This window comes from Bradyrhizobium sp. Arg816, assembly GCF_029989365.1.
In the GTDB taxonomy this organism is placed as follows: Bacteria; Pseudomonadota; Alphaproteobacteria; order Rhizobiales; family Xanthobacteraceae; genus Bradyrhizobium.
In genome coordinates, this window is record NZ_JAPRAQ010000021.1 from 39,875 (window position 1) to 65,409 (window position 25,535).

Sequence of the window (25,535 nt, forward strand, 5' to 3'; positions counted from 1 at the left end):
GAGCACTAGGTCGCGCAAGCTCTACCAGCATACTTGAGACTGCCCCCGAATCCGAGGAACTTATTTCGGCTCTTCACTGTGTGCAAAACCATGTTGGCCGCACTCGATCGTTCGAATCCGACCTCAAACCCAGTCTGCCGCTGTGAAGTTCCATCGACTGCAACGCCGCCTGTCGAGACCGCGATGCATTAACACTACGCGACAGACCGGCCGCAGCCGCGGAGCTTACCGCTTGCGCAAGGATCGAGAGCACATTGGTCCGAAGCCGTAGAAGTCCCAAAGGGCTCTTGCTCCAGTGGCGGGCTTCTGCTCGGTCTTCCTGAAAAGTAGGTGGCGATTGACGGATCTGCTATGGCCCCGCCAGGACCGAGAGACCGCTCTTGGCCGCTCAATCGGCCGTCACTCTGGCTTTGCCCCTCGCTCCGACCAGGTCAAGCTCCATGCCGCTTCGCGTGACCGCAAGCAAATTGTCGAAAGAGCTCGGAGGCATCGCAACGGACGTGCGCCCGAGATTGCAGCCACGTCGAGCTGAAAACGCTTTTGTGTAGCTTTGATATTTCGCTATTGAAGCTTTCGACCATCTGATCTCCAGCTTTCGCGGGCAACTTGTTGAAATACGGTCGGCTGGTGAAGATGTATAATGGTGATGGACCAGGTTAAGACAAACAATCGTTTGTGGAGCTTGATCGGGTGAGCACGTTGCTCATCACATCGGCTCATTGCATTTTCTACGACTCGTCAGCTTCTCGAAAGCTAATACTTGCATAGTTGATGGCGGACAAGGCCTCCATTGGCACGATCGAATTGACATAGGAGAACCCGATGCGCGTTACGAGCTCTAGCGGCGCTGGGCACGTCGATGTTGACCTCCATGCAGCTGGCGGCAAAAGCGGCGGCAGAAACGGATCTCACAAGCCTGGCGAGCGCGACGATCATGCCCGATCGCCTGATGCAAACATTCCCGAAAACGGCGGCGCGCCCACTCCGAGCGGCAACTCGCAAGAAGCCGCTATGCAGCAAGCGTTCAGCGCCGCTTTGGGAGCCGCTGCTCTCCAAGTTGCGAATAGTGCAATGAGCCATTTCGACGATGTCATGGCCGAGACAGAGGAGGATTCCTGACGTTGCATGTTGCGACGTTTGGAAATAGGAGCCGCACGTCGCGGCGCAATTCGAGCACACAGGAGAATAGTATGTCTAAAAATGTTGGTGCGTCTCATACCTCGACTGCAGGTGGGGCAGCCGGCACCGCTACTGCTGCAGCCGCTTCCACGGCTGCTGAAGCTGCTGGAGAGGCGGCATTCCAACGGCAAATCGCCGCCCTGACTGCGACCAGCACAAAGGCTGCTGAGAGGGATGTGGAACTTCGGGTCGTCTCGACCGAGCTCTCGACCGTCAAGAAAGCCGCCGATGAGCGGGTGCAGTAAGGGATGAGATGGGGCGACGTCGCCGCCCCACTTTCCCCGGCTGCTTAGTCTGTGAAGTCGCACGGGCCGTACGGTTTTGCCGTACGGTTCCGTTCGCTGTTCAGGAAACCGACCGTGAATGAACCAAATTGCCCGCATTTCGAAGTGTTGTCGGGGTGTTACTCCGGGCTGACAAGTAAAGTGGGGGTCGGATCGTGTCTGATTGGCAGCAGCCTCGATGCTGACTTGATCTTCGTCGAACAAGGCCTCGAATCGCACCATCTTCGTGTCACCCCCCATTCCGATTCAATCGAGATCGAGGCCCTTGCGAGGGACGTTAGGATCGAGGGGCACGAGACTGTTTTACCGAACGAATCCATTGTTGTCCCTCTTCCTGTCGTTTTGCATGCCGGGGCGATGTCCATTCGCTGGACGATCGAGGACTACAAACAAGCTGACTCCATCGACCGCCGGCATATATCGCTCGCCTTTCTCGCTTTGGTCCTGATCAGCTCTGCCGCGGTTGGCGCAGTCTCATCCAGTTTTGTCCAGACCAATACCACCGTGGCGTCAAGTCCGTCGTCACCTGCTCCGGACATTGCGCCCAAGCTGGCGCTCAGCTCTCCTGATGCTCTGGCCACCGATGCAGCTGCCGAACGGTTGCAAGAGGAAGTTGACAGAGCGGGCCTTGTCGGCATCAAGGTCGGCTCTGGGGCGGGCGTTGTCACCGCCGATGGCACTGTTACGCCCGCCTCGCTCGCCACATGGCGAGACGTCCAGCAGCGGTTTGATCACAATAGCAATGGCGCTTATACGCTCGTCAATGCAGTGGCCATCAAGGATGAGAAGACGCCTCCCGCAATTGGGGTCCAAGCTGTTTGGCGCGGGAGCGACCCCTATATTGTCATTGCTGGTCAAAAGTATTTCGTCGGCGCGCTCTTGAGCAATGGATGGACCGTCTACGGGATTGAGGAAGGGCGTGTTCTGCTGAGCCGCGATGGCCGGCTTGCCACTCTACCCTATTAGCGTTTTAGGCCGCAGGTAAGGAAGCAAAGCGCCATGACTAGGCTGCCCCCCAATCCCGTCGAGCCCGGCACCTCTTTTCAGGAGCCAAACGTTGATCATCATGCATCTGCCATCACGCCGGTCAATTCTCGGGCCAAGTCCATCGGGATTGACCGGACGCGTGGCAATGATCACAAGAGCCAAACCTCACTTTCTCGTCCTAGTGACGTACTGGATCGGTTGGTGGACGCCACGATCGAGAGCGCGCTCGAGCTCAGTTCGATCGATGCAGTTTCGCGCATCAATCTAGACGAGGCGCGCGCCCCGCCAGGTCAGATCGAGCCAAGCTCGGAACTCGCTTGGCTTAATGAGCCCAATCTCGCGCACAGTCTGCTCTCCTTTGTGACGCCGCGCTTACGCCATTCGCATGTTCTGCGTCCAGAGCAACACGGCCTTCTTCTGGAGCGTTTGGCTGATACGCTATCAGCCGCGCCAGAGGATTTGGTGCCACGTGAAGGGGCCGCCCTTCTGCAACTGGAGCTGCAACGTTTAATCCTGCTCCGGCAGACTCACAACGGCTTGATCAAAGGCTAGCAATGCTCGGGCCAGACAAAGTGCAACACTTCACATCTACACGGCCGCCGATCGTTTCCGAAGCCGGCGCTATCGAGCTGATCTCCGGGCCGGAGCGAGATTTGCTCTGCGTGCTTTCTTACGTCTACCTTGCGTGCGGACAGAGCGCTAAGAGCCTGGCTCTGTTGCGGCTGGTCGCTCACGAACAGTCTCAAGACATCGGCCTGCTCCGCATCTTGGCTTACGCTCTCATCTCGGAGCGTCGCGGTGACGAAGCACTGTCGGTATTGGACAGGCTTGACAAACTGGATGACGAGCCATCTTCGTGCCCGCCCTTGATGCTGATGCGCAGCCACGCCCTGCGCCACGCTGGCCGCATGACCGAAGCGCAAGCCGTCTTCAAACGCTATGTTTTGTTGCGGGGCAGCCCAGCTGCAATCAAACAACAATAAGGCTTCCATGGCCAACCTTCTACGAAATCTCATCACGCGTGCGCCGGCTCACCCGGATTTGATGGTCGCGTTGATGCTTCTTCTGGCGATCGGAATGATGATCATGCCGATCCCGATCGTCGTTATCGATATGCTGATCGGCTTCAATCTGGGGTTTGCCATATTGCTGTTGATGGTAGCCCTGTATCTCAACACGCCGCTCGACTTTTCGTCCCTGCCGGGCGTCATCCTGATCTCCACCGTCTTTCGTCTTGCTCTTACCGTTGCAACGACGCGACTGATCCTAGCCGAGGGCGATGCCGGCAGTATCATTCATACATTCGGCGACTTCGTCATATCCGGCAACATCGCCGTCGGCATTGTCATATTCCTGATCGTGACCATGGTGCAGTTCATGGTTCTCGCCAAAGGCGCCGAACGGGTGGCCGAGGTATCGGCGCGCTTCACGCTCGATGCGCTGCCGGGCAAGCAGATGGCGATCGACGCGGAGCTGCGCAACGGCCATATAGATCAGCACGAAGCCCGCAGCCGGCGCGGCGCGCTGGAGCGAGAAAGCCAACTGCACGGCGCGATGGACGGCGCTATGAAATTCGTGAAGGGCGATGCCATAGCCGGACTAATAGTCATCTGCATCAACATGCTGGGTGGCATCACGATCGGATCGCTTTCCAAGGGCATGTCCCTCGAGGAGGCGATGCATCATTATACCATCCTGACGATCGGTGATGCGCTCATTTCGCAGATTCCGGCCCTGCTGCTGTCCATTACAGCCGCAACCATTGTCACTCGTGTCAACGGTCCTTCCAGACTCAATCTCGGCGCCGATATCGTCAACCAACTTACGGCCAGCACACAAGCGCTACGCTTGGCCTCCTGTGTCTTGCTTGTGATGGGGTTCGTTCCCGGCTTCCCTTTGCCGCCCTTTGTCATACTGGCCGCGCTGTTCTCCGCCGCCAGCTTTCTCAAGGTTGGCGTGCAAGAGGGCAAGACCGCTCTAAAGGCCGACGCCGGTCCCACCGGCTCGGCTCCCGCTTCCGCACAAGGTCAGAAGCAAACCGTGCCCGCGGAGGCACTTCCGATTGCACTGTTGCTAGCGCCGAGCCTGATGCATGCAATCGACGTAGGGGAACTCGAGCAGTGCGTCGCACGGGTTTCGGCACTGGTTTCAGCTGATCTTGGCATCACAATTCCACGCATTCCCGCCCAAAGCGCACAGCACCTGGCCCAATCGCAATTCCGGGTGGATGTCGAAGGAGTGCCGGTGGAGGAGAGCGCCATTGACCCGACACAACTCTTACTTAACGACGACGTGGCGAACATTGAACTGAGCGGGATTCCCTTTTGGCAGGACCCAGACACGAATCGGATCTGGATCGAACAAGGCCATGCGCCCGCTCTCAAAGCTGCCGGAATAGGGCACCACCGTCCGAGCGAAATCATCGCCTTGCGCGTCCAGTCGACGTTGACACGCTATGCACAGCGCCTGGTGGGCATTCAGGAAACGCGTCAGCTGCTTAGCCGGATGGAGCAGGAATATGCCGACCTGGTGAAGGAGGTGCTGCGCACGACACCGATCCCTCGCATCGCGGATGTGCTACGTCGCTTGCTGGACGAGGGCATCCCGATCCGGAACACCCGTTTGGTTCTGGAGGCGCTTGCAGAATGGAGCGAACGGGAGCAAAGTGCCGTACTGCTCACCGAATATGTGCGTTCAGTTCTGAAGCGGCAGATCTGTCACCGCTATGCCAACGCCCATCGTGTTGTGGCTGCCTTTATCGTCGAGCGTGAGACCGAGGATATCGTGCGAGGTGCGGTGCGCGAGACCGCTGTCGGTCCCTACCTCGTTTTGGAGGATCGGCAAAGCGAGATGCTACTTGCACAATTTCGCCAGATCCATTCGAACATCGCGAGCGGTCAGAACCAGCCAGTTATCCTGGGCTCGATGGATATCCGGCGCTTCGTGCGCGGCTTTCTCACCCGCAATGGAATAGACCTACCTGTTCTCTCGTATCAGGATCTCGCCTCGGATTTCACCGTCCAGCCGATTGGCTCCGTCAAACTTGCGCCTGGCAAGGACAAGACTCCTAAAGGCGGGCATCGTGACCTCCTCCCTGCGGCCGGCTGACGAGCACAGGCGTGGGGTCGTGAGGTCGCTTATGAATTCATGTAACATTAATGTTTTGCGGCGCTGGCGTAACTTCCGTCGCCATTCGTGCTCGGCCTTTCTCCCCATGCTTGCCATTGTGCTGCTCGCGGGTTGCGCCAACTCGCACACGTCGGGTCTTTCACGGCAGTCGACGTCTACGGCAGAGCTGGTTGGGGCCAAGGAGGTCGATCCAGCTATGCGCGAGCGCATCTCTCACGCCCTCGGTCGGGATGCTGACGAGAAGGCTTTGCGCGATGCGCTGAAGCAACGACCGGACAATGTCGATGCGGCGATTCCTCTTGCGCGGAGCCTGCTGATGCGTGAAAGCGCTGATGAGGCGCTTGAGGTGCTCGACAACATCTTGCTCGCAGCACCCGGCGACCTGCGCGCACTGAATGCCAAAGGTGTTATGCTCGATCACGAGGGCCGCCATCACGAGGCGCAAACGCTATACCGCCAAGCTCTGGCAATTGACCCGGAAAATCCGATGTTGAGCAACAATCTCAAGCTGTCGCTCGCCCTTGAAGGGACGACGCAGAACGGCAATCCCGACCCACAACTGCAAGCGGATGGCCGGCACGCACCGTACCGTTAGAGGTAGTCAACGAACAAGAGCGGATCGCCCCAATGGCAACCCGCCGTACTCGCTCATTTCCAAACCGCCAATGGTTGATATGTCAAAGTCTTAAGTTTGCTGGATGAAATGAAAGCACCTCGACGATAGATTTCAGCGTCACTCATCCGCTGGCCAACAACCCAGGCGAATCCTCCTGGAACGTCAGCTCCGGTTCGTGGCCACGAACCGCTCGTCCTCTATATACACAGCGAAAGCTCGCGCAGCAGCGTTGGGTTTTGCTGAGGTAAGTGACTCGATGATGGCACTCAATCCCGCCAAGGAGGGCGACAAGTGGAACAAGAACAAAGATGCCAAATGCGAGCAGCCACTTATATCTTTGCCGCAGCTGAAGACAGTAGCGCCAACGCCGATATGATTTCACGACGGCTGGCTTGCGCAACCGGATCACCTGGCCACCTTCTCCCTCGTGAACCTTACTTATTGTTCGATGTGGATCTGCGAGGCGCTGCCGTTAACGAAAACATGCGGCCGAGGAACTAAAGTATCTCTCGAGCTCAGCGATCGCGCGTTCCTCCCACTCTGCAGCTTGCGCTTGTAATGAGTCCCGTTGGATTGGCCGAAATGCGGCGGACTGACGGCACAACGAAGCTATCGCGCGATAGCGGCGCACGTTTTCCATAACGGCCGATCCGGTCATGTGTGGATCTCCTCCCCTGTTATCCCGGGCAAGAACTTGCTCGAAAACGGTTTTCGATCCGTTAGCGGTAGGAGTGGAAGGCGTGAACGGTTGGCAGAAACTTGTCGGCATGAGGGGGACCGACAATGAACGTCTTCCACAAGGAGCACATCCCCATAAAACCCGGCTCGGCAGTGGTCCATCCGTGCGCTTCTGCACCCCCTTGTCTCAGTTTATTGGTCGGATAGCGGAATGTAGGAATAGTTTCGGCTTGCAATCTCCATCAGATGACTGTGATCTGGCCTGTCTTTCGAATCCTCAGGAGTAATGAGCAATCCGTTTGTTGGTGATTTGAAGGACGAAGAGGGCCGGTGCTTTGCCGGCATCCCTTTGGCTCCATAAACAGCAAACGGCACGCAACTGTGACTTCCTCCGTCTCATCGACGCTAGCGAGACTGAGCAGTTGTTTACCTCGCGGGTCGACAACCGAAATGCTGATTAGAGACAAATCCTCTTGATCTCGCAACACTAGGCGATTTACCAGGTCGTGTAGATAATCGCGTAACCTTCCTTTGGCATTTAGCAGTGCGCTTGCGCGGCGGGAGTGCACAGGGATTCATTAAGCGAAATCGAAGAAGGCCATAGATACTCATCGATGCTCATCTTAAGTAGTATCGCCGCAAGTTCCGAAAAGTAAAAGGCTATGGGAACGAGCCCAACGGCCGGGATCTCCTGGGACGTAGACTAACCACCCCTTGGTCCACATCCGATTGGTGCCCGAGCCTCCCATCCGATGCCACGTGTGCCGCTCATTGTGCTTCAAAACGTGCCGCAGTCCTCCCCCTAAACAGGCGGCGTCGTGAATTCGCTGAAACTATGGTGCCTGTCAGCATGGCGGCGCCGCCGGAGTCAGGTGAGGCCGTGTTGGACCGGCAATGACGAGTGTCCCTGGTTTTGCGGCGGTGTGCATCACGAAAGGCTACTGCGCCATTCAAGAGGAGGCGTCAGCCAGCCGAAAGGCCTCTGGCCATCAGCCTACCAAAACAAGGAGACGACGGCATCTCTTGTTTGTTTGTAGCATATGCTGTGCGAGCGTACGGCTGACAACAGATGACAACAATGTTGAGCCGGAGCGCTTGCACGGTACGATTAGGGGCACTCGGATGATCACGCCGTTTCGACGGAACTGGAGTCCAAAAGAATTATTCGATGCTCTTACGCCAGCGATGTTCGCCGCCGAGCCGTCGGCTGTCCGCGCTCGTTGGGACAAATTGTGGCCTGATCTGTACACGGAATATGACGCCCGGTATCTGAAACAAGAATTAGTGGCGCGAAATCTTATTGCTTCCGATGAAGCTGCGGCATTCTTCAACGCCTGGGAGATTGACGAAGAGCGCCACACCGACGGATTCATCCGGATCATTGAACTTGTTGCTGACGGGTCGGAAAAGGATCTGCGGGCGAGATTGGACGCCCGACCGCATGATTTTGGTCCGATCGTTGAACACCTGAAGGACGAATTCTCCCTAATGGTTATAATCGCGTTTGATGAGATGTGCACTTGCCGCGCCTATGCAGCAGAAAAGCCATTTTATGATGCCCTTGGGAACAACACGTTCCATCATTGGCTGCGGCAGGTTATTGCCGACGAGGCGGTCCACTCGATGAACGCCGTTAACGTTATCCGCGCATGCTATCGCGACCGCATCGACCAAGCCGCCACAATTCTCGATAACGTAATCCGAGCGTCGCATAATCTACGCTACTCTGGCACCTTCGTCCTGGACTATTTCGGCGCAGTGTACTCCAAGGAGCTGCTCGCCGACTCCCGCCTCGCGACCATGAGAAATCTTGCTAAGCCCCTCATCGTGTAAAGCGAGATGTGTAATAGCGAGCCTGCCTAAAGTGCACTGGCGCCATATCGCCGCTCAATCCACCCTTTCTGCAAGTTTCCATTCCGTCAGTTGACGCCAAGTTGTCCTGGCGCGTTGTGCGCAATGTCGTGTTCACGACCGTCGACGGCTCACCTTTGGCCAGACAATTATGCGCCGGTTCGGAGGTGCGCGCGGCTGTGAGCACGCGATTCGGCAATTGGTCCGGTTTTTGCTCTGCTGTTTTCCAAAACGACCTGCGGCTCCCCCGTTTATCGGATTTGCCCGCCATAAACGTGGATCAGTATGCAACGAAAGGCGATGCCATGAAGAACCGGATTTCGGTCACCGCCAAGGCGGGAGGTACCGCCGCTAATGCCTTCGAATCGACGAGGCGCACTGCGCCGGCGGTCGAGCACAGAATAGATGATCACACTGACGTATACCTTCCCCATGAGGATAGCGTCATTGCCGACACGATCAGATCAGATCGACCAGCTAGCTTCACGCTTCAAAACGGCCTGCAGGTGGTCGTGATCCCGGATCATCGCACACCCGTTGTGACTCAGATGATCTGGTATAAGGTCGGTTCCGCCGATGAGCCGCCTGGCAAATCGGGGCTTGCGCATTTCCTCGAACACCTGATGTTCAAGGGCACCTCCAAACATCCGGCGAACGAATTCTCCGAGGCCGTGCTGCGCGCGGGCGGCAATCAGAACGCCTTCACCGGATTCGACTACACCAGCTACTTCCAGCACGTGCCGCGCGAGCACCTTGGCAAGATGATGGAATTTGAAGCCGACCGCATAACCGGCCTCAGTCTCAAAGATGAGAACGGGCTGTCCGAGCGGGACGTCGTGCTGGAGGAATTCAACAAGCGCGTCGCCAACCATCCAGGCGAACGGCTCGCTGAGCAGATGATGGCGGCGCTTTAGCTTAACCACCCTACGGTCGCCCCCATTCTCGGGTGGCGCCAGGAAATCGAAAAGCTTACCCGGGAGGACGCGCTTACCTTCTACCAGCGCTTCTATGCACCGAACAACGCGATCCTGATTGTCGCTGGCGACATCGCCTCCAAGGAAGTCTGCTCGATGGTCAAGGAGACGTTTGGCGGCATCCCCAGGCAACCATCGATTCCCCTGGAACGCCTGCGGCCGCAGGTTGGCCGATTCCCGCGTCGAGCAGCCAGCCCTGCACCGCTATTATCTCGTACCGTCGGCTCGCACCGCGGCCGCAGGCGAGGGTCCAGTGCTTGACGTGCTCGAGCAGTTGATGGGCGGCGGCGTCAACTCATATCTCTATCGCTCGCTGGTGGTCGAAAACCAGCTCGCGGTCACTGCCAGAGCGCGCTACCACTCTGCCGCGCTCGATCCCTCGCTATTCGAGATTTCTGCCATACCAAAACCTGGCGTCAAACTCAGCCAGATCGAGCGCTCCATCGACGGGGTAATCGCCGACCTTGCGCGTAACCCCGCGAGCGACGAAGATCTCGCGCGGGTCAAGACGCGGTTGATCGCGCAGGTAACCTACGACCAGGACGATCAGGAGATGCTCGCGCGCTGGTATGGCCGCGGCCTGACAACGGGACTATGCATCGACGATATTCGAGGCTGGTCGGACGGCATCCGCGCGGTCGGTGCACAGCAGGTGCACGGGGCCGTGCGGAAATGGCTCGACAAGAAACGATCGGTGACCGGCTATCTCATCAGAGAGTCTACGCCAAAAGACGGGGAGAAGCCCTAGTGATCCATCCTTGCACACGACGTGGGATCCTCCTCGGGGGCGCTTCGCTCTCAATCGCGATGCTCGCTTAGCCAAATTCGCTTGCGGCCATGAGGACGCTTGCGCGGACCAGGATCACGCGCCTGGTTTCGCCTTGCGGTATCGAAGCCTGGTTCGTGCAGGATTCCACTGTCCCGTTGATCGCGATGGAATTTGCCTTCACTGGCGGCGCGACTCGGGATCCCCCTCAAAAACCTGGCGTAGGCCACATGGTTGCTGGCCTGCTCAGGGAAGGTTCCGGCGACCTTGACTTCAGACCTTTCATGAGCGGCTCGACCGTCGTGCCATTGAGCTGCGTTTTCGCTCGACCCATGATCACTTCCGCGGTGCCTTGCGCACGCTCGAGGACAATGCGGACGAGGCCTTCGACCTTTTAGGGATGGCGCTAACCTCGCCGCGTTTCGACGCGGCCGATGTCGAACGGACCCGTGCCAAGTGCTTGCGCGCCTTCGGCACGACTCGACCGATCCTTCGTCTCTGGCCCATCGCAAGTTCCTCGAAGGCGCCTTTAGCGATCATCCTTATGCTCGCCCAGCCGGCGGCTCGCTGGAAAGCGTGCCGAAGATCGAGGCCGCGGATCTCAAGGGTTATGTTCGACGCGTGATCGCAAAAGACACGCTCAAGATCGCGGTGGTCGGCGACGTCGATCCAGGGGTGCTCTGCAAACTGCTCGACAAGTCCTTTGGCAGCCTGCCGACCAAAGCGGAAGCGACGTCGGTTCCCGAAGTCGTGGCAGCAAAGCCGCCGCAGCGGGTCTTTATTCCGCTCGACGTGCCGCAGACAGTTGTGACTTTTGGCGGTCCAGTCGTCCGTCGCAGCGAGCCCGATTTCATGGCCGCTTATGTCGTCAACCACATCCTCGGCGGCGCCGGCCTGACGTCGCGCCTGTTCCGCGAAGTCCGCGAGAAGCGCGGACTGGCCTATTCCGTCCGTGAGCACCTGGTCTGGTTGGATCATTCAGCCATGTTTCTCGGCAATAGCGGCACCTGCGCCGATCGTGCCGGCCAAACGGTCGAAGAAATCGAGAAGCAGGTCCCCACATCGCCGAGGAAGGACCGACTCAGCAGGAACTCGATGATGCAAAGTCCTACCTGAAGGGCTTGCAAGTGCTGGCTCTGAACACATCATCAAAGCTTGCGCGAACGCTGCTGCAGCTTCAGCTTGACAAGCTGCCCATCGACTATGTCGAAAAGCACAACGCCGTGGTCGATGGGGTGACGTTGGAGGACGCCAAGAGAGCAGCGCGGCGGCTGTGGGGCGAGGGTCTGCTCACAATTATCGTCGGCCGCTCCCCCAAAAGGACGCAGCGCAGCCGACCACCATGCCATCGGGGACCACACCCGCGCCAGGCGCCGAGCAGCTAGACGCCGCCCTGACGGCGCCACCCAATTAACCTTCTAGCAGCCCGGGCGCTTAGCAAGCGCCTCCCTGTTGCGCGCAGAGTGCGTCTAGCCACCCGCCTTGAGCGCGGAGATATTCGCTCGTCGGGCAGTTACCATCCCGCCGCTCGAGTGCCGCTTTTGCTCAATCGCGTTGCCAAAAAGGCGGCAGTCCGGCTTGATGTCTTCAGGGTAGCGATATGCAAGTAGCGATATCACCAAGAAAACGCCCTAGCGAGGGCTACGCTGAGGCCGAGCTTCCACTGTGGTCGTGCCATTAGGGAATGGCTCAGACGTAGAGATAACCGCTTACCAAATGGCTTGGTCCTCATTCTTTTCCGTTCCGGCTTAACCAGCGATGCCCGGATCGGAGCTCTTCGCAGTCCCAGGGGATCGCTACTTTCGGCGGCCTTCAACGGCAGCTATGAGGTTGATGCTTCCTGTTTCCACGCCTCCCTTCATTTGCAGTAAGTATCCGCCTTAGTCGCGTTCAGTTGTGCTCGAGCTGCCTTGCCCTGGTAGGCTGGCGCTCTGTACCGTGGCGCCAGCGGGATCGACGCCTACAGCACAAACTCAAGGGGGACGCCTGGCACGCTTCGGTGATTGTCCGATATGAAAGCGAGCGTGATGTCGCTTTATGCCGAGGCCGAATATGCAGACCAATTATCTTAAAGCGCGACCGACCAGAAGAACGAGAACTGGACGCGCACCTAGCAACCCAGTTCAGGCGGGCTTGCCTAGTAGTGGTGATCAGAGTGGGCGCTTTAAAAATGTACACCGCCCCCAAGGAAGCGGCGCAGCGAGAGCCGCACATGCGCCAACCCATCGTTCATCCCCTAAAGGTTCTTCTGAACCCGCACCACGCAGCGTCATCGGCGAAATCTGCGCCCAAGACAAAGATTACCGGTTCCGGTCGCACGACGCCGGCTTCTTTTGACGGAGCGTCCTCGATATCTCTCGCCACCGATGTTGAGCCGGCCGACGCCCCCCGCTCACCCTTCGATCTTGTTCTCCATGACACTTTAACTTCGCCTCGGCGCGAGCAGACGCATGCCTTCTATTTGCGTCACCAGCCCGCTTCAGCGCCCGCATATCTCGATATTCTTCAGCAGAGTGAGAGCTCGTCGTTCAGGGTCATCTCTCGGTAATTGACCAGCCACTTCGCTATCTGCCGAAACGACGATCTGATCCAGCAGACCTTTGATGATCTCCCAAGCCATAGCCGAACCGCGTAGCACCGCCTCGATTGCGCTTCCACCAGCTCGCAGTCTGACGCTACGTAAGATTCGGTCGCTTCATACCAATCTAGATAGCGGCAGCGATATATAACCTTTGGCAATCGCAACGACCACCACAGGCACATAGTTGATTCTTGGTGGTGCGCATTTTCAGCTGCCCACAAACCTCACGTAGATCACCAGTACAAGTGATTTACTCCCACTCTCAGCCTGCATCGTCGTTTCGATCCAACGACGTCACTCGCTTGATGTTGATAAAGTTCATCGGTTGCAGAGCTCTCGCATCGAAGGTTCATTGCCCCTTCTTTCTGCCATGTTCGCACCCAAAGCAGAGACGCGCCGGTTGCGCACTTTGCGCGCGGCAACAGCGAGTATCTCAGGAGATTTCCATGGTGAAGCCAGTTGTAATTGTGGTCGGTGCGGACAAGGGAGGAGTCGGCAAGACGACCGTATCACGAACGCTACTGGACTACTTCAGCGTCAACAACGTGCAAATACGCGCATTCGACACGGAGTCGCCGCGGGGAACGCTGAAGCGCTTTTATCCCGAGATTACCGAGATCGTCGACATGACGACGACGGCGGATCAGATGAAGATCTTCGATACCCTGAACTCAGGGCTATCCGTCACTGTCATCGATGCTCGTGCAGGATTACTGTCCTCTGCGCTGGCTTCCTTGCGCGACATCGGATTTCTGGACTCGGCACGGTCTGGCCAGATCACGTTTGCCGTATTCCATATCCTGGGATCATCCATCGCTTCGCTAGACGAGATCGCGGAAACCGCGACCTTCATGAGCGGCGCAAAGTACTACCTAGTCAAGAACTTCATCAACGACACTCAATTCTTCCAGTGGGATCAAGCGACCTATAATTCCTATTTTCACCGCATCAAACATGCGACTGAGTTGGTCATACCGAAGCTTAACGAGATGGCTTATGAGCAGGTGGAAGTCGCATCCGTCCCATTCGTAGACTTTGTCGCAAACAAGGGGCGGAACGATGAACCCACGAACAACTCGTTCGTGCTGCGCGGCTATGTCCGGCACTGGCTGGCAAACGTCTGGAGCGAGTTTGATCGCATCAACTTGACGGAATTGGCCGGCGCCAAGTCCGCAACCCGGGCCGGCGAGAAGTAGTCGCATATTCGGCGGGCTCAGGTTGGGCCCACGTACAAACAAAATTGATCTGCTGGCTATGTTAGCGACCCCCATCTACATCATCTGCTCTCCTAGCCCGCAGGTCGGTAAAACTCTCATCGCTCGGGCCATGAGCGAGTTCTTGTTGCTGAAAAACGGCGCAGCGCTGTCGTTTGATGTCAACTTGAAAGAGCCGTCATTGCTCGACTACCTCCCCAATATCACGGAGACCGCGGATGTGATCGACACTTACGGAAAGATGCAGCTGATGGACCCTCTTATCATCCACGATCGGGTACCCAAGGTAATCGATCTCGGCTTTCACGCCTTCGACGAATTCTTCAAAATGTGCGAGGAGATCGGCTTCATGAAGGAGACGGCCCGCTGCTATGTCGCTCCTATCATCCTCTTCGTCGCGGGCGCTGACCGCATCTCCTTTCGCGGTTATGAAATGCTGCGGCGGCGAATTCCGCCGGCGTCGCTGGTCACCGTCCACAATGAATTCGTGCTGCGCGGCGAATTACCTGAAGCGATGGATGGCGAGCGGGTACTTCGGATTCCCGCGCTTCCGCTGTTCCTCAAAAGATATATAGACCGGCTTAGCTTTTCCTTCACTGGATATCTGCGCAACGAGAAGGACTGGTCCACCGAGCTGCATCAATGGATCCGACGGAACTACAGCATCTTTCGCGATCTGGATACGAGTGTGATGCTGCGAAACGCCTATCGATCTCGGGGCACGGATATCGACAGCCTACGTTGCACAAGGGCTACTTGAGATTCCGATCTGCTTGCCAGCTATTCGTCCGGCTATGAGCAGTCTTCAATAGCGTTCTCAACGGGACGCGAACGCATGAATTGCGGTGTACGAATCTGCAGTGGATTGCCCATCTTTACCGTGATCGTCCGCACCGATCACGCGACCGGCAGGACGGCAGCTCATTGGCCGAATAGCTCATGCAGACACGCCCGTCCTCGAAAGGATCGATGACTGTCTTCACCTTGTGAGCGGCTAGGCGGATCGACGCGCCCTTCCATCAGAGGAGCTCATAGATCAAGGCCGAGTTTCCCGAGCACCCGGTGCATGACCGCGCTTTTGATCTCGCGGGCGATCTCGTTTCGGATCTGGGCTCCGAGCACCCGCTCAGCATCGGCATCGCCTGTCAAACCTTCCTCGGCCAGTCGGAGATTCAGACGGGTTTGAAACTCTTCGCCCATCGCGTCGACGAGCCGCTCCTGCATGGCAGCATAATCTTCGGGCGCGATGCGCCTTGTCACGCTTTCCCACGGTTGCCAGCGTGTTGCCAGATAATCGGCAAATCCCGCCGCTTCCTGATTCCGCACCGATGCCCCAGCGCTGGCCACATCATCCTCGGTCACGTGAGAGACGTTCATGAAGCGCATGTCGGGAGCGATGTGCCGCAGCTCGAGCTGGTCGCGCAGCTGGGTCTGGTAGGCAAGGTAGACCTCGATTTCATCGACGTCCGCGTCGGGATCGGCACGACGAAGCGAGTTGACCCTCTTGCGCGCGATTTCGTCTAGCGCTTCCAAGCGAAACATGACGCGGCCGTGCTGGAGCAGTTCGCCCAATCGCCCGTCATAGACGCCGTCCTCGACATCAGCGTTCAGGCGTGCGGTCTGCATGCCGTTCCAGCCCAAAGTAACGCGATCCTCGCAACTCGCGTTCGCTCCCGAAGCCAACTCGAAATATTGCTCGCGCAAACGCGGCCTGACGGCTGCCTGCCGCAAATCTTCGGCGACCGCCTGGCGGAACGCCTCGTTGCCATAGTTCACGGTGCCACGGAGCCTGTCGAGGAAGCGTGCATAGTCCGCGGCCCCCGCTTCATGACCGAAGTGCTGCCAAGCGGCCATTGCCATGGGCTCGTCCTCGAGCCAGTCCGCGGCAACCTCTTGCAGGGACCGCGGCTGAACTTCCACCGCTCCATCCGCCGTCGAGAAGAAAACCTGCGGGCCGGCATAGTGTCCGGCATGCATCGCTGTTGCAAGGCCGGCCTGCACCCAATCGGCGAGCGGATTATTCTCCAGATCAACGCTCGAATCACGACTTAGCTGCGTCAGCAGGGTCTCGGGCACGCTGGTCAGCTGGTTGTTGCTGGCGCCGAGCCACAGCAGCTCGGGCGGGACCGTCTGAGGCAGGCTGGTCAGCCGGTTGTGGCTGGCGCTGAGCCATTCGAGCTCGGCCGGAAGAGGCTCGGGCAGGTCCGTCAGCTGATTGTAGTCGACGTTCAGACGCTGGAGCCCGGCTGGAAGCCCGGGCAGGTGGGTCAGGCGGTTGCCGCTGACGTCCAACTCCTGAAGCGTTGCTGGAAGGCGTTCAGGCAAGCTGGTCAGCTGATTGTTGTCGACATTCAGCCGCCGCAATCCCGGCGGCAGCTCTGCGGGCAGGCGCGTCAGCCCATTGCTGATGGCATAGAGCCGCCGCAGCCCAGGTGGAAGCTCGGGTAGGCTGGTCAGCCGATTATTGCTGGCGTAGAGCCGTTGGAGGCTCGCCGGAAGGGTCTCGGGCAGGCTGTTAAGCTGATTATCGTCGACATTCAGGCGGCGCAACCCGGCCGGAATGGACGCCGACAAGGCGGTCAGGGACAGAGACGACAGATCTAACGGCTCATTGAGATCACCCGCGCCCCGCCAAGCCCTCGTTACCGCCTGTTGCCGATCCTCATGTTGCCCCTGCCCGTTTTCGGCAGCCCAGTCCGTCAACATCTCGTCCTGCGAGGCAGCCGCCTCGGCAGCGGACGCCTGAACGTCCGTTAAGGCCTCTCCCCAATGCGATGCGGCCGGAGAGCCCGGTTCGGAGCTTTCCGAATCGGACGTTGCGGAAGGAGTACCAGCGCCGAGCTGTTCTGCATTCATCGATGTCGTCTCTTCGGTAGCAAAATGAAGCAAACGCGCCGGGGCGGCGCATCTTAGAACTGGTAACCGGCCATGGAGAGCGCTCCACCGGCTAACTGCAATGAGGTGCGATCACACAGCGGGGCCGTCACACACCGCTGGCGCGAATACGCTGCTGCGAGTGCTACCGAGTAACTTCAGACGGGGCAGCGAACCCAGGCGAAGTCTCGCTCGTGGATCAGTTGATATTGGAGTCTATCCCGGTGTCCCCTGCCAGATCTAACCCTTTGAGAAGGCTCTGCCAGCGAGTAGCGATGTTCATGATACGACAGCCAGCTGTCGATAAGCTGACAGACCGCGGAGCGACGAAACTGGACGGCTCCCATCAATTACACAACCTTAGGCTCAGCGCTACGCAGATGAATTACTTCGAGCTGGGCCGACTGGTGCCGGGTGCCGGCACCCTGGCAGCGGGACGCTTAGGCCGGCAACTTTGCTGTCGCTTGCGGAGGCGGGCCCACTGCCCCCTGCGTTCAAACGCTTATGTTAAATAGCTGAGCTAAAAGCTTGCAGCCACATCGCGCCTAATGCGCTCGGCCTTCTACGAGACGCGGCGCGCACCCGATGTTAACAAACACGGGCTCGCTAAATTTCTCCGATGACGAGCTCCCAGCCATTGACATCGGCCACAAAGACCGGCCCTCCCCTCTCGGCTCACCGTCGCGGATCTCGACGGGCAAGCGCTGATGAGACGGCACTTGACCCGTACGCGATCGACTGAATGATCGAACAGCTGCATCCGCACTGGTGCGACTAAGAATTTCTGTATGCCGAGCTCAATTTAGTCGATCCGCGCCGCGATCAATGAACTTGAGCATCGACTGCGCCTCGTTGATCTCGCGTGAAACACGTTTCAATATCCGTATTGCCATCTCCTCCGTCGCGATCAGTTCCGCTCTCTCGCAGGCTAGCCCAAAATGATGCATCACCTGCTCGTCAGAGGGCGCGATACGGTTCTGCAATAAGCTGGTCGTCAATGACGAGAGCATGTGCTCGACGACGTCATTCTCCGCCTGGCTCAAGTCCGTGTCCTTCTGATTTTTTGGTCAGTTCTGTAATCTTTGGCCACCACATCGCGTTGCGGCGAAGGATAGTCATCTTCGACACTGCAGCTTCATGCCCGTTGAACGCTGCTATCAGAGATTCATTTGGTCGGTTACCTCACTGCTTGGACCTCTTCTCCTCAGCACAGGCGCACGGCTTCAGATAGCGTGAGTTGCGCGATTATGATAGCTCCACAGCGACATTCCGCCCCTTTGGAGTGCCGATCGAATGATGCTGCAAATATGGAAAGGACCCCTAACTCCGACCTTCCCAATCAGAACGTCGTCAAGTTGCGACACACGAGAAGCTATTCTCTCGCAAACGTCCCGTCCGGCCTGACCTCCGGCCTTTCGGCTCAACGCATTGCATGTCGTGGCGCAGCCCCACGATCGTCCGGCGCGGATGCTTTCCTCGAAACTCGGCAGGAATAGATTGAAGCTCAACCGCCGCCTTTTGCTGGAACACCGAATGGTCGACGTTGCGCAGCTTCTTGTCGCGCGTGACCACCACTATTGAGAATGCAACGATGTCGCTGGCGCGATCGATTTCGCCTAGCGCCCCCGTGAGGCTGGTTTGAGAGGACATAACGACCTTCCGAGCTTTCACCGCAGCGCTCTGTGCGGCCGTCAGTGCTGCCGGTCATCGCCTCTGACCGGATATGAACAGTCTATTCGTTGGAGTATTTGCCTGCGAGCGCGGGCTGTTCACCCAGCACGCTTTCGCTGGACCGGTAAAAACGCGAATACGGCTGGGGTCAGCCATATTCTGCTGCCTGTATCGTTCCACCATCTAGGCCATCTCGCGACTCCAACTGGTCAGTGTACTTTAGCCCGACGTCCCGTGCGGACGATGCAAATGGCTCCCTGGCCATCGCCCGCAAGCGAGAAAACTGGCAATCAGCGCGCCGTCCCCATCGGTCTCCACTTGCGATGCGCCATCAACGCCTGCCAAGTGGGCCTTTTATCTTTTACGCATCAGCAAGCCTACAACCTGTCGCAGCGTGAGATTCAAGCTATTAAATCGGTCTCTTGAGGCAGACTGTGCACAGCGGATGTCGATAGCAATACTGTCCATGGAATGCTCAGTTGGCTCGACACTGCGTCTAGCCGACATTTGCCTCGCCCCAATCCCGGCGCGTGCGTCTCTTTGATTGGATGGCGCGTGCCGGGAATCGCAGTCAGGCTGGCTCGCCTTCCTAGAGCAATCGTCCCCATGGCTTTCTCATATTGTTGATGTGGTCCACCTCGCTCATAAATTATTTATCGGGTAAGCGATTGCGAATGCCGGGTACCACCGCGGGACTGACCAGCATCAGAGAGGAGGCGTTCGCAAGAAGCCGCCGCTCTACGCCTCTTGGGCCGCTAGAGCTCGACATCGCTACGGTCCGACTCGCGAGCTGTGGCCCAAGTCATGTCGCGCCCAGCGACTCAACAGGCAACAAAGCCGTCACGCCGCCATCTACCATGGGTTGTGCGTTAATAGTTCCTGCTTGAGCCGTCTGCGTGTCGGACATGAATTTAACTGCTCCGGTTCTCGGTTTTTCTTCGCGCACCAATCAATCCTGTGGAGCGCAGGAATTGTGCAAGGCACACGATCGCAGCGCCGTGAAAACGCGAGGATCTGCTTCGATTTCTCGTCGCGCGCGCGGTGTAGGGTGATACTGATGATAAGAGTGGCAAACATCGAACTGCTCGCCGAAAGACGGGCGTGAAGTCGCAAGTCCTCGGATGCAGTTGTTCGGCAGGAGTGCGGAGCCAAGGAATGGCCGCTCGATGACGATCGCCATAATTGATACTCCAGGGACGAAAGTGAACTATATCTGTGATGACTTCAATTGATGATACATTGAGTGAGATCAGATGGCTGCGGAACGAAATCTGGCGCTGCCGTCGATTCCTTAAAAGGGACCTACCTGGCGCGGAGCGCAAGGCCGTTGAGAAGCGTCTGCTTGAACAGCTTTCTGCCTTTGAACGGCTCTTGTCGACGGCGTTTCCTTTGGCCTTGAGCCCTAAAGTGTATTCGGCCAAGAGCACCACGATCGGGCGAAGCGACTCGCCTGAAGCGCCCATCGAGAACGCCGCAATGGCATCAAACGGTTCCTTCGAGAAGTCGATGGGCGGCTAGCAAAAGAAGTTTCCTAGATCTATCTGCACCTTGAGCCCGGCAGTCGAGACGAAACTAATCCCCAGCTGAGAAATCTGAAGACCGCGAACAAACCTCCAACGCTCACATTTCGCCGGTCTTTTGCAAGTTATAGCCGATTTGGCCACCTGCCGGAAAATACTTGGTTGCCGACCACAACGCCGCAGATTGATGGGCAGCACGGGTTCCTGCAGATGTCCGGCTGTACCCACCACAGTTTACGCAGATGGTCATCTGGACCAGTTACAGCGGAGCCGATGGCAATCTCACGACGGCCTCAAAGTCGGCGGATGGCTGCAGCGGTGAACAAAGCAACTGCTGCAGTACGAAATCGAGGTTCAGAGCGCATTTCAACCTCGTAACACGCATAGGCGCACTATCGATCGCTGATTGAGGCCAATCGATCCACCGAGCTAGCCCACTGATAAATGAACTGCGGCTCGGCAGGCTGATGCTTCCAGCCCGACGACTTTCGGCCACCAAGCTGGCCAAACTCCGGCGCCCGTCAGTCTGAACACCTCACTGTCGCTCGATTTGTGCAACTGCCGCTCGGACGCCTCACTCTCGATGAAGGACGACCGGAAGCCTGTTGAGACGTCGTCTCGGTCCGTCGTTTCTGTCCGCCGCGGTTGGCACCATGCGGCGGCATTCGCCGCGCAAGTTCTTGAAATTGTCCCTAAGACAAAACATGGCTACGTCCACATCGCTACGCCCTGTAAAGCGGTCACAGAAGCGGATCACGTCTGGTCTGCACGACATCAAGACTTCCTCGGCCCGCCGATCTCGCGCGCGAGCATGTCCTGTGCACCACGTCGCTGCGATCGCGATCGCGGCGAGGGCGGCTGCACAGCGATGCGCATTGCAAGTCCAGCCCATTCGTCGCTCTTGATTCACCAAACCTCTCTTAAGCCGCATATCCTTCACTATTGTTCTCTGCCCCGCGAGCATAACCTGTTTACCGGATTGGGCCGCCTCGGCAGCCACTGTCTCGCTGTTGGGGGGCCGACGCAATGATTACCGGCTTCCGAATCATTGCCCCGCCACGCGCAGCACGCTGATTGCGAAGACCGAAATACAGCAGAGATCGGCCGTTTAGCGCTCGTGTGGCGATGCTGGCTGCCAATACGGCGTTCTGCTTCGCAAGGCTACAACCTGACGCCACGGCTGATTCAAGCACTTTGAGCATCGTCAAGTGTGTGAATACGTTCTGAGACGGGCAGCATACCCACATTGGGGGCAGTAGGACGAACTCCCGACAACTGGACGCCTGACCGGCTGCCCCCGGGACGAACGTCCCCGATGTTGGTCGGTGACGCTCAGCCTGGTGTTGGGGTTGAGGGCGTCAAGGGCACGCATCGAGACGATCAGCGACAAGCTGCGTCGACGCAGCTCGCTTGTTCGCGGTCCCAACCAACTGACCTGCAGTGTCAAAGAGTTCCGTGCGATGGGTTTCCGAGAAGCACAGCCGTTTGGACCGACGGCCAGGATACCATGGCTGCATGGTGATCGTCGTAACTGTCACGTACGGTCGATTCCACGGCCTCCAGCCGCCTGCTGCTATTCACGGTGGGCAACTGCTCCAAACCAGCTCAGCGGCCTCGAGCCGCTGGCATGCCGGTTGCTACTAACACCGGCAGCGCGTCAGCCTGGGTGCAGCCTAGCCGGAACACGGAAGACACCATGCGTCGTCGACTGTTGCAGGTCTTTCGCGGACGGTCGCGGACCGCGCGTTACGTTCGCGATTCCACGATCTAGGACAAAAACGAGACATCACATGAGTAAATTAGCGGTACGCGAGCTTTCCTTGGCCGCCAGGTTAAGTGTTGTGGCCGCAGCTATTCTGGTTTCGCCAGCAGCAGGCGCCAATGAGGATTTGATGAGCGCAGCCAACCGGATTTTCAAACCGATTCCCTCAATCGTTCCAGCGGTGAAGGACAATCCTATCACCCATGAAAAGGTCACACTCGGCAAATCCTTGTTTTTCGATCCGAGGCTATCGGCGAGCGGGGTTATTAGCTGCAACACGTGTCATAATCTTGGGACGGGCGGGGTAGATGCCGGCCCGACGTCGATTGGTCATCGCTGGCAGCTGGGGTCACGTCGTGCGCCAACCGTCTATAACGCGGTCTTCAACGTGGCGCAGTTCTGGGATGGACGCGCGGCGGATCTTAAGGCGCAGGCCGCAGGCCCTGTCCAGTCCAGCGTCGAAATGAATGCGACGCCCGAACGCGTGCTCAGCACATTGAATTCAATGACCGACTATGTCGTTATGTTCAGTAAGGCTTTTCCCAATGATGCGGCGCCCGTGACGTTTGAAAATTTCGCCAAGGCCATCGAGGCTTTCGAGGCGACCTTGACTACTCCTGCCGCCCCCTTCGATCAGTATCTCGATGGCGACGGATATGCTCTCACTGATCAGCAGAAAGCCGGGCTGAAGCTATTCATCGAAAAGGGATGCTCCTCTTGCCACAACGGAATCAACGTCGGTGGACAGGATTACTTCCCGTTCGGCATGATTGAAAGGCCAGCCGAAAGCCTGCTTCCGAGGAAAGACAAGGGTCGTTTTTCCGTCACCAAGGATCTCGGCGACGAGTATGTTTTCCGCTCGGCGCCGTTGCGCAACGTCGCATTGCGCCCCCCCTACTTCCATTCTGGTCAGGTTTGGAGTCTTAAGCAAGCGGTTGGCGTGATGAGTGAGGTTCAGCTTGGCGCAAAGCTCAGCGATGAAGAAGCTGACGAGATTGTGGCCTTTCTGAATTCGCTCACAGGGCAGCTGCCAAAGATCGATTACCCTTTACTGCCCACGCGGACCATTGCAACCCCAAAGCCCTCCTTAGACAAATAGGCCTTCACGATAGCGACACGCTAGGTTGTGATTAACGAGGAAGATAGCGCTACCGCAACGAAATCAGGCGATGTCGCGGTCCAAGCTAGAGCATTCAACGGGCCCACATTGCGAGCCTCGAGCCCCAACCTGTTGGTCGCTGACGGAAGAATTCCTTAGAGGGCCTGTCAAATTATCCATCTTTGGAAGCTCAATCCTGGGTCACCTGGCATTGCAACGAAGGTCTGCGCGCCCTGAAATGCGCCCGCAATCGGTGCTGCTAGGAAGACGCTCTGCCGTAGCTCGCGGGCACCGCATATCATCTCACGTCAGCCCTTTTTCCAAGCGCCCGGCTGCCGACCTTCTCCTCCGCGCAGATCGGAAGGTGCCAAATCGGATGGCATGGACTTGTGCATCATTGACGAGTTTTACGGCCGCATATTCGCCAAAGCACCATCCCCAATCCAAGAGGCGATGGATCATCCTCAGCTTCCATCTGGTAGCTCCTGCATGTGCGGTTGCTGACGCGAGCGTCCAAAGTCCTACAATAAGATGCGGCGATTAAAGACGCTGGGTGGAGGCCGATACAAAGCCTCCCTTACCGCTAGGCGCGCAGATTCCTTGAAACGGCACGCGGATTGCTGGGCAGGGATCAACCAGTCGCCGCGAAGCAAGCCGTCGCGGCGAAACCGGAGTTCCAATGAGGTTTATCCGTTTCATCCTGATCGATCTGGCTTTGATGCTGCTCGCACCCGAGAATGCAGAGGCCATGACCATGGCTACCGGCGCAAACTTCAAATCGGCTACCAAAGCTGTGGGACCCTTGATGCGAATTTCCGGCTCCGAGCCAGTATTCAGCTCTGGCGCGAGCCGACATGTTTATCGCCAAACCTCTCAAGCCGCGCCATTTGGACATTCAGCAGAAGCCCTCCGCCCGGAGGAGCAGGCTGAGAACCTCGCGCTGCTGGACAGGCGCTTTGCCTCTCATTGGCAAGCGCACTGGGCAGCGTCCGATTGTCACGATCCTCGCGGCGCGGGGATACTCAACAAGCCTCTGGTCTTAACACCGATCTGCAGTCCGCCGCCGCACCTTATGCCCTCACGCGAGCAGAGACGCCGTTCTGGAGCGGCACAGGCTCGATTGTCGGAGGCATGGCCGTCATCTGCATTGCAGCGATTGTGCTCGTGACTTGGATAGGACGATACAGCACAGGCGCAGGTTCATGAGAGAAGCAAAAACGGGCTATATTGAGGTTGCCTTCAACGACTCTCTAGCAAACATCCCGCTTGATGCGCAATTCAGCCTGCCAGCCAAAGGCGTCACAGCGATTTTTGGTCCGCCCGGGTGCGGCAAGACCACACTCGCGCGCTGCATCGCTGGCGTGCAGCGTCTGCCCAGAGGATTTTGTGCGGTCGATGGAGAGATTTGGCAGGATGAGACGACGTTTCGACCGCCTCATCTGCGTCCCGTCGCATATGTATTCCAGCTATCAATTCTCCCTTCTCATTGGTCTGTACGGCGCACCCTCCTATACAAGGCGTCAAAATCGACACCGACACTGATCGATTTTGATGGTGTGGTCGAATTGCTCGCCTTGGCGCCACTGCTCGAGCGCTCCCCATCACATCTGTCCGCGGCCGAGCGACAGCGACTTGCCCTTGGCAGCGCGCTGTTAGGCCAGCCTCGGCTACTTTTGCTGGACGATCCACTCACTGTGCTCGACAGCTCCGCCAAATGCGAGATCCTGCCATTTCTCGAGCGCATGCGGGAACAGCTCCTATTGCCGATGATCTACATCAGTCATGATATCGCTGATATCGAGCGTTTTGCCGATCATCTTGTCATGATGAAAGATGGCTTCGTGACTGCGGCCGGGCCGCTCAATGTCGTTCAGAGCGATCCGGCGCTTGCCAGGCGCGGCGAAGCGGCAGTCTGTCTTGATACCTTGGTCGGCGGCTATGACGGACGCTATGGGCTGATCATGCTCCGCCTCAACGGGGCGCGGCTTCTGATACCTGGAGTGCCGCTTAGACCGGGCGCGCAGCTGCGGCTGCGCATCGCAGCCAGCGATGTCAGCATCGCGTGCGAGCCCCCACGTGCAAGCTCTATCCTCAATGTATTTCCGGCACGCATCAAAGCCTCTCTGCCGTTCGACGAGGCGGAGGTCACCTTGGTTCTGGCTCTTGAAACTGGCCGTTCTGGCATGCCGCTTTTGGCGCGCATCACGCGCCGCTCCTTTGATGCGCTACGGCTCAGCAATGGAGCGGACGTTTTTGCGGAGGTCGCGCGCGCCGTTCCGCTCGGGGCTGCCGAGCGGTGCTTGCAACGTCTGCCACGATCCGCATGAGAGCGTTCGACAGCTCTGCCCCG

The 25,535-nt window shown here is 57.9% G+C and carries 18 protein-coding genes and 2 pseudogenes; 16 read left to right on the forward strand and 4 right to left on the reverse strand.

The genetic code is table 11. The annotated features are described in order from the left end of the window. The first annotated feature begins 822 nt into the window (after positions 1 to 822). The 7 genes from OWC48_RS34765 (at position 823) to OWC48_RS34795 (ending at position 6,174) form a co-directional block, all read left to right on the forward strand. Positions 823 to 1,119 (forward strand): hypothetical protein, encoded by a 297-nt coding sequence (locus OWC48_RS34765; RefSeq protein ID WP_282524033.1) that lies wholly within the window; start codon positions 823 to 825, stop codon positions 1,117 to 1,119. Positions 1,120 to 1,190: 71 nt separating this feature from the next. Then, positions 1,191 to 1,424, forward strand: coding sequence for a nodulation protein NopA (locus OWC48_RS34770; RefSeq protein WP_282524034.1), 234 nt, complete (start codon positions 1,191 to 1,193; stop codon positions 1,422 to 1,424). Positions 1,425 to 1,538: 114 nt separating this feature from the next. Then, the gene (locus OWC48_RS34775) at positions 1,539 to 2,429 is read left to right on the forward strand and encodes a hypothetical protein (protein ID WP_282524035.1); all 891 of its coding nucleotides are present in this window, start codon (positions 1,539 to 1,541) and stop codon (positions 2,427 to 2,429) included. A gap of 33 nt (positions 2,430 to 2,462) precedes the next feature. Next, positions 2,463 to 3,002, forward strand: coding sequence for a hypothetical protein (locus tag OWC48_RS34780; protein WP_282524036.1), 540 nt, complete (start codon positions 2,463 to 2,465; stop codon positions 3,000 to 3,002). A 2-nt stretch (positions 3,003 to 3,004) separates the two neighbouring features. Continuing rightward, a complete protein-coding gene (locus OWC48_RS34785) occupies positions 3,005 to 3,433 on the forward strand; it encodes a M48 family metallopeptidase (RefSeq protein WP_282524037.1) in 429 nt (142 codons plus the stop codon). A 7-nt stretch (positions 3,434 to 3,440) separates the two neighbouring features. Then, positions 3,441 to 5,558 (forward strand): type III secretion system export apparatus subunit SctV, encoded by a 2,118-nt coding sequence (sctV, locus tag OWC48_RS34790; RefSeq protein WP_282524038.1) that lies wholly within the window; start codon positions 3,441 to 3,443, stop codon positions 5,556 to 5,558. 31 nt (positions 5,559 to 5,589) lie between these two features. Beyond that, on the forward strand, positions 5,590 to 6,174 hold the full coding sequence (locus tag OWC48_RS34795; RefSeq protein WP_282524039.1) for a tetratricopeptide repeat protein: 585 nt from the start codon (positions 5,590 to 5,592) through the stop codon (positions 6,172 to 6,174). A 493-nt stretch (positions 6,175 to 6,667) separates the two neighbouring features. Here OWC48_RS34795 and OWC48_RS34800 read toward each other — a convergent pair whose 3' ends face one another. Further along, a complete protein-coding gene (locus OWC48_RS34800; protein WP_282524040.1) occupies positions 6,668 to 6,853 on the reverse strand; it encodes a hypothetical protein in 186 nt (61 codons plus the stop codon). A gap of 1,142 nt (positions 6,854 to 7,995) precedes the next feature. On the opposite strand from OWC48_RS34800, the gene OWC48_RS34805 reads away from it, so the two are divergent. The 5 genes and pseudogenes from OWC48_RS34805 (at position 7,996) to OWC48_RS34825 (ending at position 15,019) form a co-directional block, all read left to right on the forward strand. Further along, positions 7,996 to 8,706, forward strand: a complete 711-nt coding sequence (locus OWC48_RS34805; protein WP_282524041.1) for a hypothetical protein — start codon at positions 7,996 to 7,998, stop codon at positions 8,704 to 8,706. 323 nt (positions 8,707 to 9,029) lie between these two features. Next, a pseudogene (locus OWC48_RS34810) lies at positions 9,030 to 10,446 on the forward strand (M16 family metallopeptidase). An 89-nt stretch (positions 10,447 to 10,535) separates the two neighbouring features. Further along, positions 10,536 to 11,878, forward strand: a pseudogene (locus tag OWC48_RS34815) (M16 family metallopeptidase). Positions 11,879 to 13,491: 1,613 nt separating this feature from the next. Further along, complete coding sequence (locus OWC48_RS34820; protein ID WP_282524042.1) at positions 13,492 to 14,241, forward strand: hypothetical protein; 750 nt, start codon at positions 13,492 to 13,494, stop codon at positions 14,239 to 14,241. 58 nt (positions 14,242 to 14,299) lie between these two features. Further along, positions 14,300 to 15,019 carry a hypothetical protein gene (locus OWC48_RS34825; protein WP_282524043.1) on the forward strand — a complete coding sequence of 240 codons (720 nt, stop codon included), beginning with the start codon at positions 14,300 to 14,302 and terminating at the stop codon, positions 15,017 to 15,019. Between the two features lie 269 nt (positions 15,020 to 15,288). On the opposite strand, the gene OWC48_RS34830 is transcribed toward OWC48_RS34825, so the two are convergent. The 3 genes from OWC48_RS34830 to OWC48_RS34840 form a co-directional block, all read right to left on the reverse strand. Further along, the gene (locus OWC48_RS34830; protein ID WP_282524044.1) at positions 15,289 to 17,115 is read right to left on the reverse strand and encodes an NEL-type E3 ubiquitin ligase domain-containing protein; all 1,827 of its coding nucleotides are present in this window, start codon (positions 17,113 to 17,115) and stop codon (positions 15,289 to 15,291) included. Positions 17,116 to 17,930: 815 nt separating this feature from the next. Beyond that, positions 17,931 to 18,176 (reverse strand): hypothetical protein, encoded by a 246-nt coding sequence (locus OWC48_RS34835; protein WP_246788856.1) that lies wholly within the window; start codon positions 18,174 to 18,176, stop codon positions 17,931 to 17,933. Positions 18,177 to 18,483: 307 nt separating this feature from the next. Beyond that, the gene (locus OWC48_RS34840) at positions 18,484 to 18,783 is read right to left on the reverse strand and encodes a hypothetical protein (protein WP_282524045.1); all 300 of its coding nucleotides are present in this window, start codon (positions 18,781 to 18,783) and stop codon (positions 18,484 to 18,486) included. 1,239 nt (positions 18,784 to 20,022) lie between these two features. Between OWC48_RS34840 and OWC48_RS34845 the strand changes: the two genes are divergently transcribed. From OWC48_RS34845 to modC, 4 genes are all read left to right on the forward strand, one after another. Beyond that, positions 20,023 to 20,322 (forward strand): hypothetical protein, encoded by a 300-nt coding sequence (locus tag OWC48_RS34845; protein WP_282524046.1) that lies wholly within the window; start codon positions 20,023 to 20,025, stop codon positions 20,320 to 20,322. Between the two features lie 1,792 nt (positions 20,323 to 22,114). Then, a complete protein-coding gene (locus OWC48_RS34850) occupies positions 22,115 to 23,185 on the forward strand; it encodes a cytochrome-c peroxidase (RefSeq protein WP_282524047.1) in 1,071 nt (356 codons plus the stop codon). Between the two features lie 679 nt (positions 23,186 to 23,864). Then, positions 23,865 to 24,353, forward strand: coding sequence for a hypothetical protein (locus tag OWC48_RS34855; protein ID WP_282524048.1), 489 nt, complete (start codon positions 23,865 to 23,867; stop codon positions 24,351 to 24,353). A gap of 34 nt (positions 24,354 to 24,387) precedes the next feature. Beyond that, positions 24,388 to 25,512 carry a molybdenum ABC transporter ATP-binding protein gene (modC, locus tag OWC48_RS34860; protein ID WP_282524049.1) on the forward strand — a complete coding sequence of 375 codons (1,125 nt, stop codon included), beginning with the start codon at positions 24,388 to 24,390 and terminating at the stop codon, positions 25,510 to 25,512. Positions 25,513 to 25,535: the final 23 nt, after the last annotated feature.

Bases quoted from the DNA above. Each gene is read 5' to 3' on its own strand.
- OWC48_RS34765 (WP_282524033.1), top strand. From the start codon at position 823: ATGCGCGTTACGAGCTCTAGCGGCGCTGGGCACGTCGATGTTGACCTC.
- OWC48_RS34770 (WP_282524034.1), top strand. From the start codon at position 1,191: ATGTCTAAAAATGTTGGTGCGTCTCATACCTCGACTGCAGGTGGGGCA.
- OWC48_RS34780 (WP_282524036.1), top strand. From the start codon at position 2,463: ATGACTAGGCTGCCCCCCAATCCCGTCGAGCCCGGCACCTCTTTTCAG.
- OWC48_RS34785 (WP_282524037.1), top strand. From the start codon at position 3,005: ATGCTCGGGCCAGACAAAGTGCAACACTTCACATCTACACGGCCGCCG.
- sctV (WP_282524038.1), top strand. From the start codon at position 3,441: ATGGCCAACCTTCTACGAAATCTCATCACGCGTGCGCCGGCTCACCCG.
- OWC48_RS34795 (WP_282524039.1), top strand. From the start codon at position 5,590: ATGAATTCATGTAACATTAATGTTTTGCGGCGCTGGCGTAACTTCCGT.
- OWC48_RS34800 (WP_282524040.1), bottom strand. From the start codon at position 6,853: ATGACCGGATCGGCCGTTATGGAAAACGTGCGCCGCTATCGCGCGATA.
- OWC48_RS34805 (WP_282524041.1), top strand. From the start codon at position 7,996: ATGATCACGCCGTTTCGACGGAACTGGAGTCCAAAAGAATTATTCGAT.
- OWC48_RS34820 (WP_282524042.1), top strand. From the start codon at position 13,492: ATGGTGAAGCCAGTTGTAATTGTGGTCGGTGCGGACAAGGGAGGAGTC.
- OWC48_RS34825 (WP_282524043.1), top strand. From the start codon at position 14,300: ATGTTAGCGACCCCCATCTACATCATCTGCTCTCCTAGCCCGCAGGTC.
- OWC48_RS34830 (WP_282524044.1), bottom strand. From the start codon at position 17,115: ATGAATGCAGAACAGCTCGGCGCTGGTACTCCTTCCGCAACGTCCGAT.
- OWC48_RS34840 (WP_282524045.1), bottom strand. From the start codon at position 18,783: ATGTCCTCTCAAACCAGCCTCACGGGGGCGCTAGGCGAAATCGATCGC.
- OWC48_RS34845 (WP_282524046.1), top strand. From the start codon at position 20,023: ATGACTTCAATTGATGATACATTGAGTGAGATCAGATGGCTGCGGAAC.
- OWC48_RS34850 (WP_282524047.1), top strand. From the start codon at position 22,115: ATGAGTAAATTAGCGGTACGCGAGCTTTCCTTGGCCGCCAGGTTAAGT.
- OWC48_RS34855 (WP_282524048.1), top strand. From the start codon at position 23,865: ATGAGGTTTATCCGTTTCATCCTGATCGATCTGGCTTTGATGCTGCTC.
- modC (WP_282524049.1), top strand. From the start codon at position 24,388: ATGAGAGAAGCAAAAACGGGCTATATTGAGGTTGCCTTCAACGACTCT.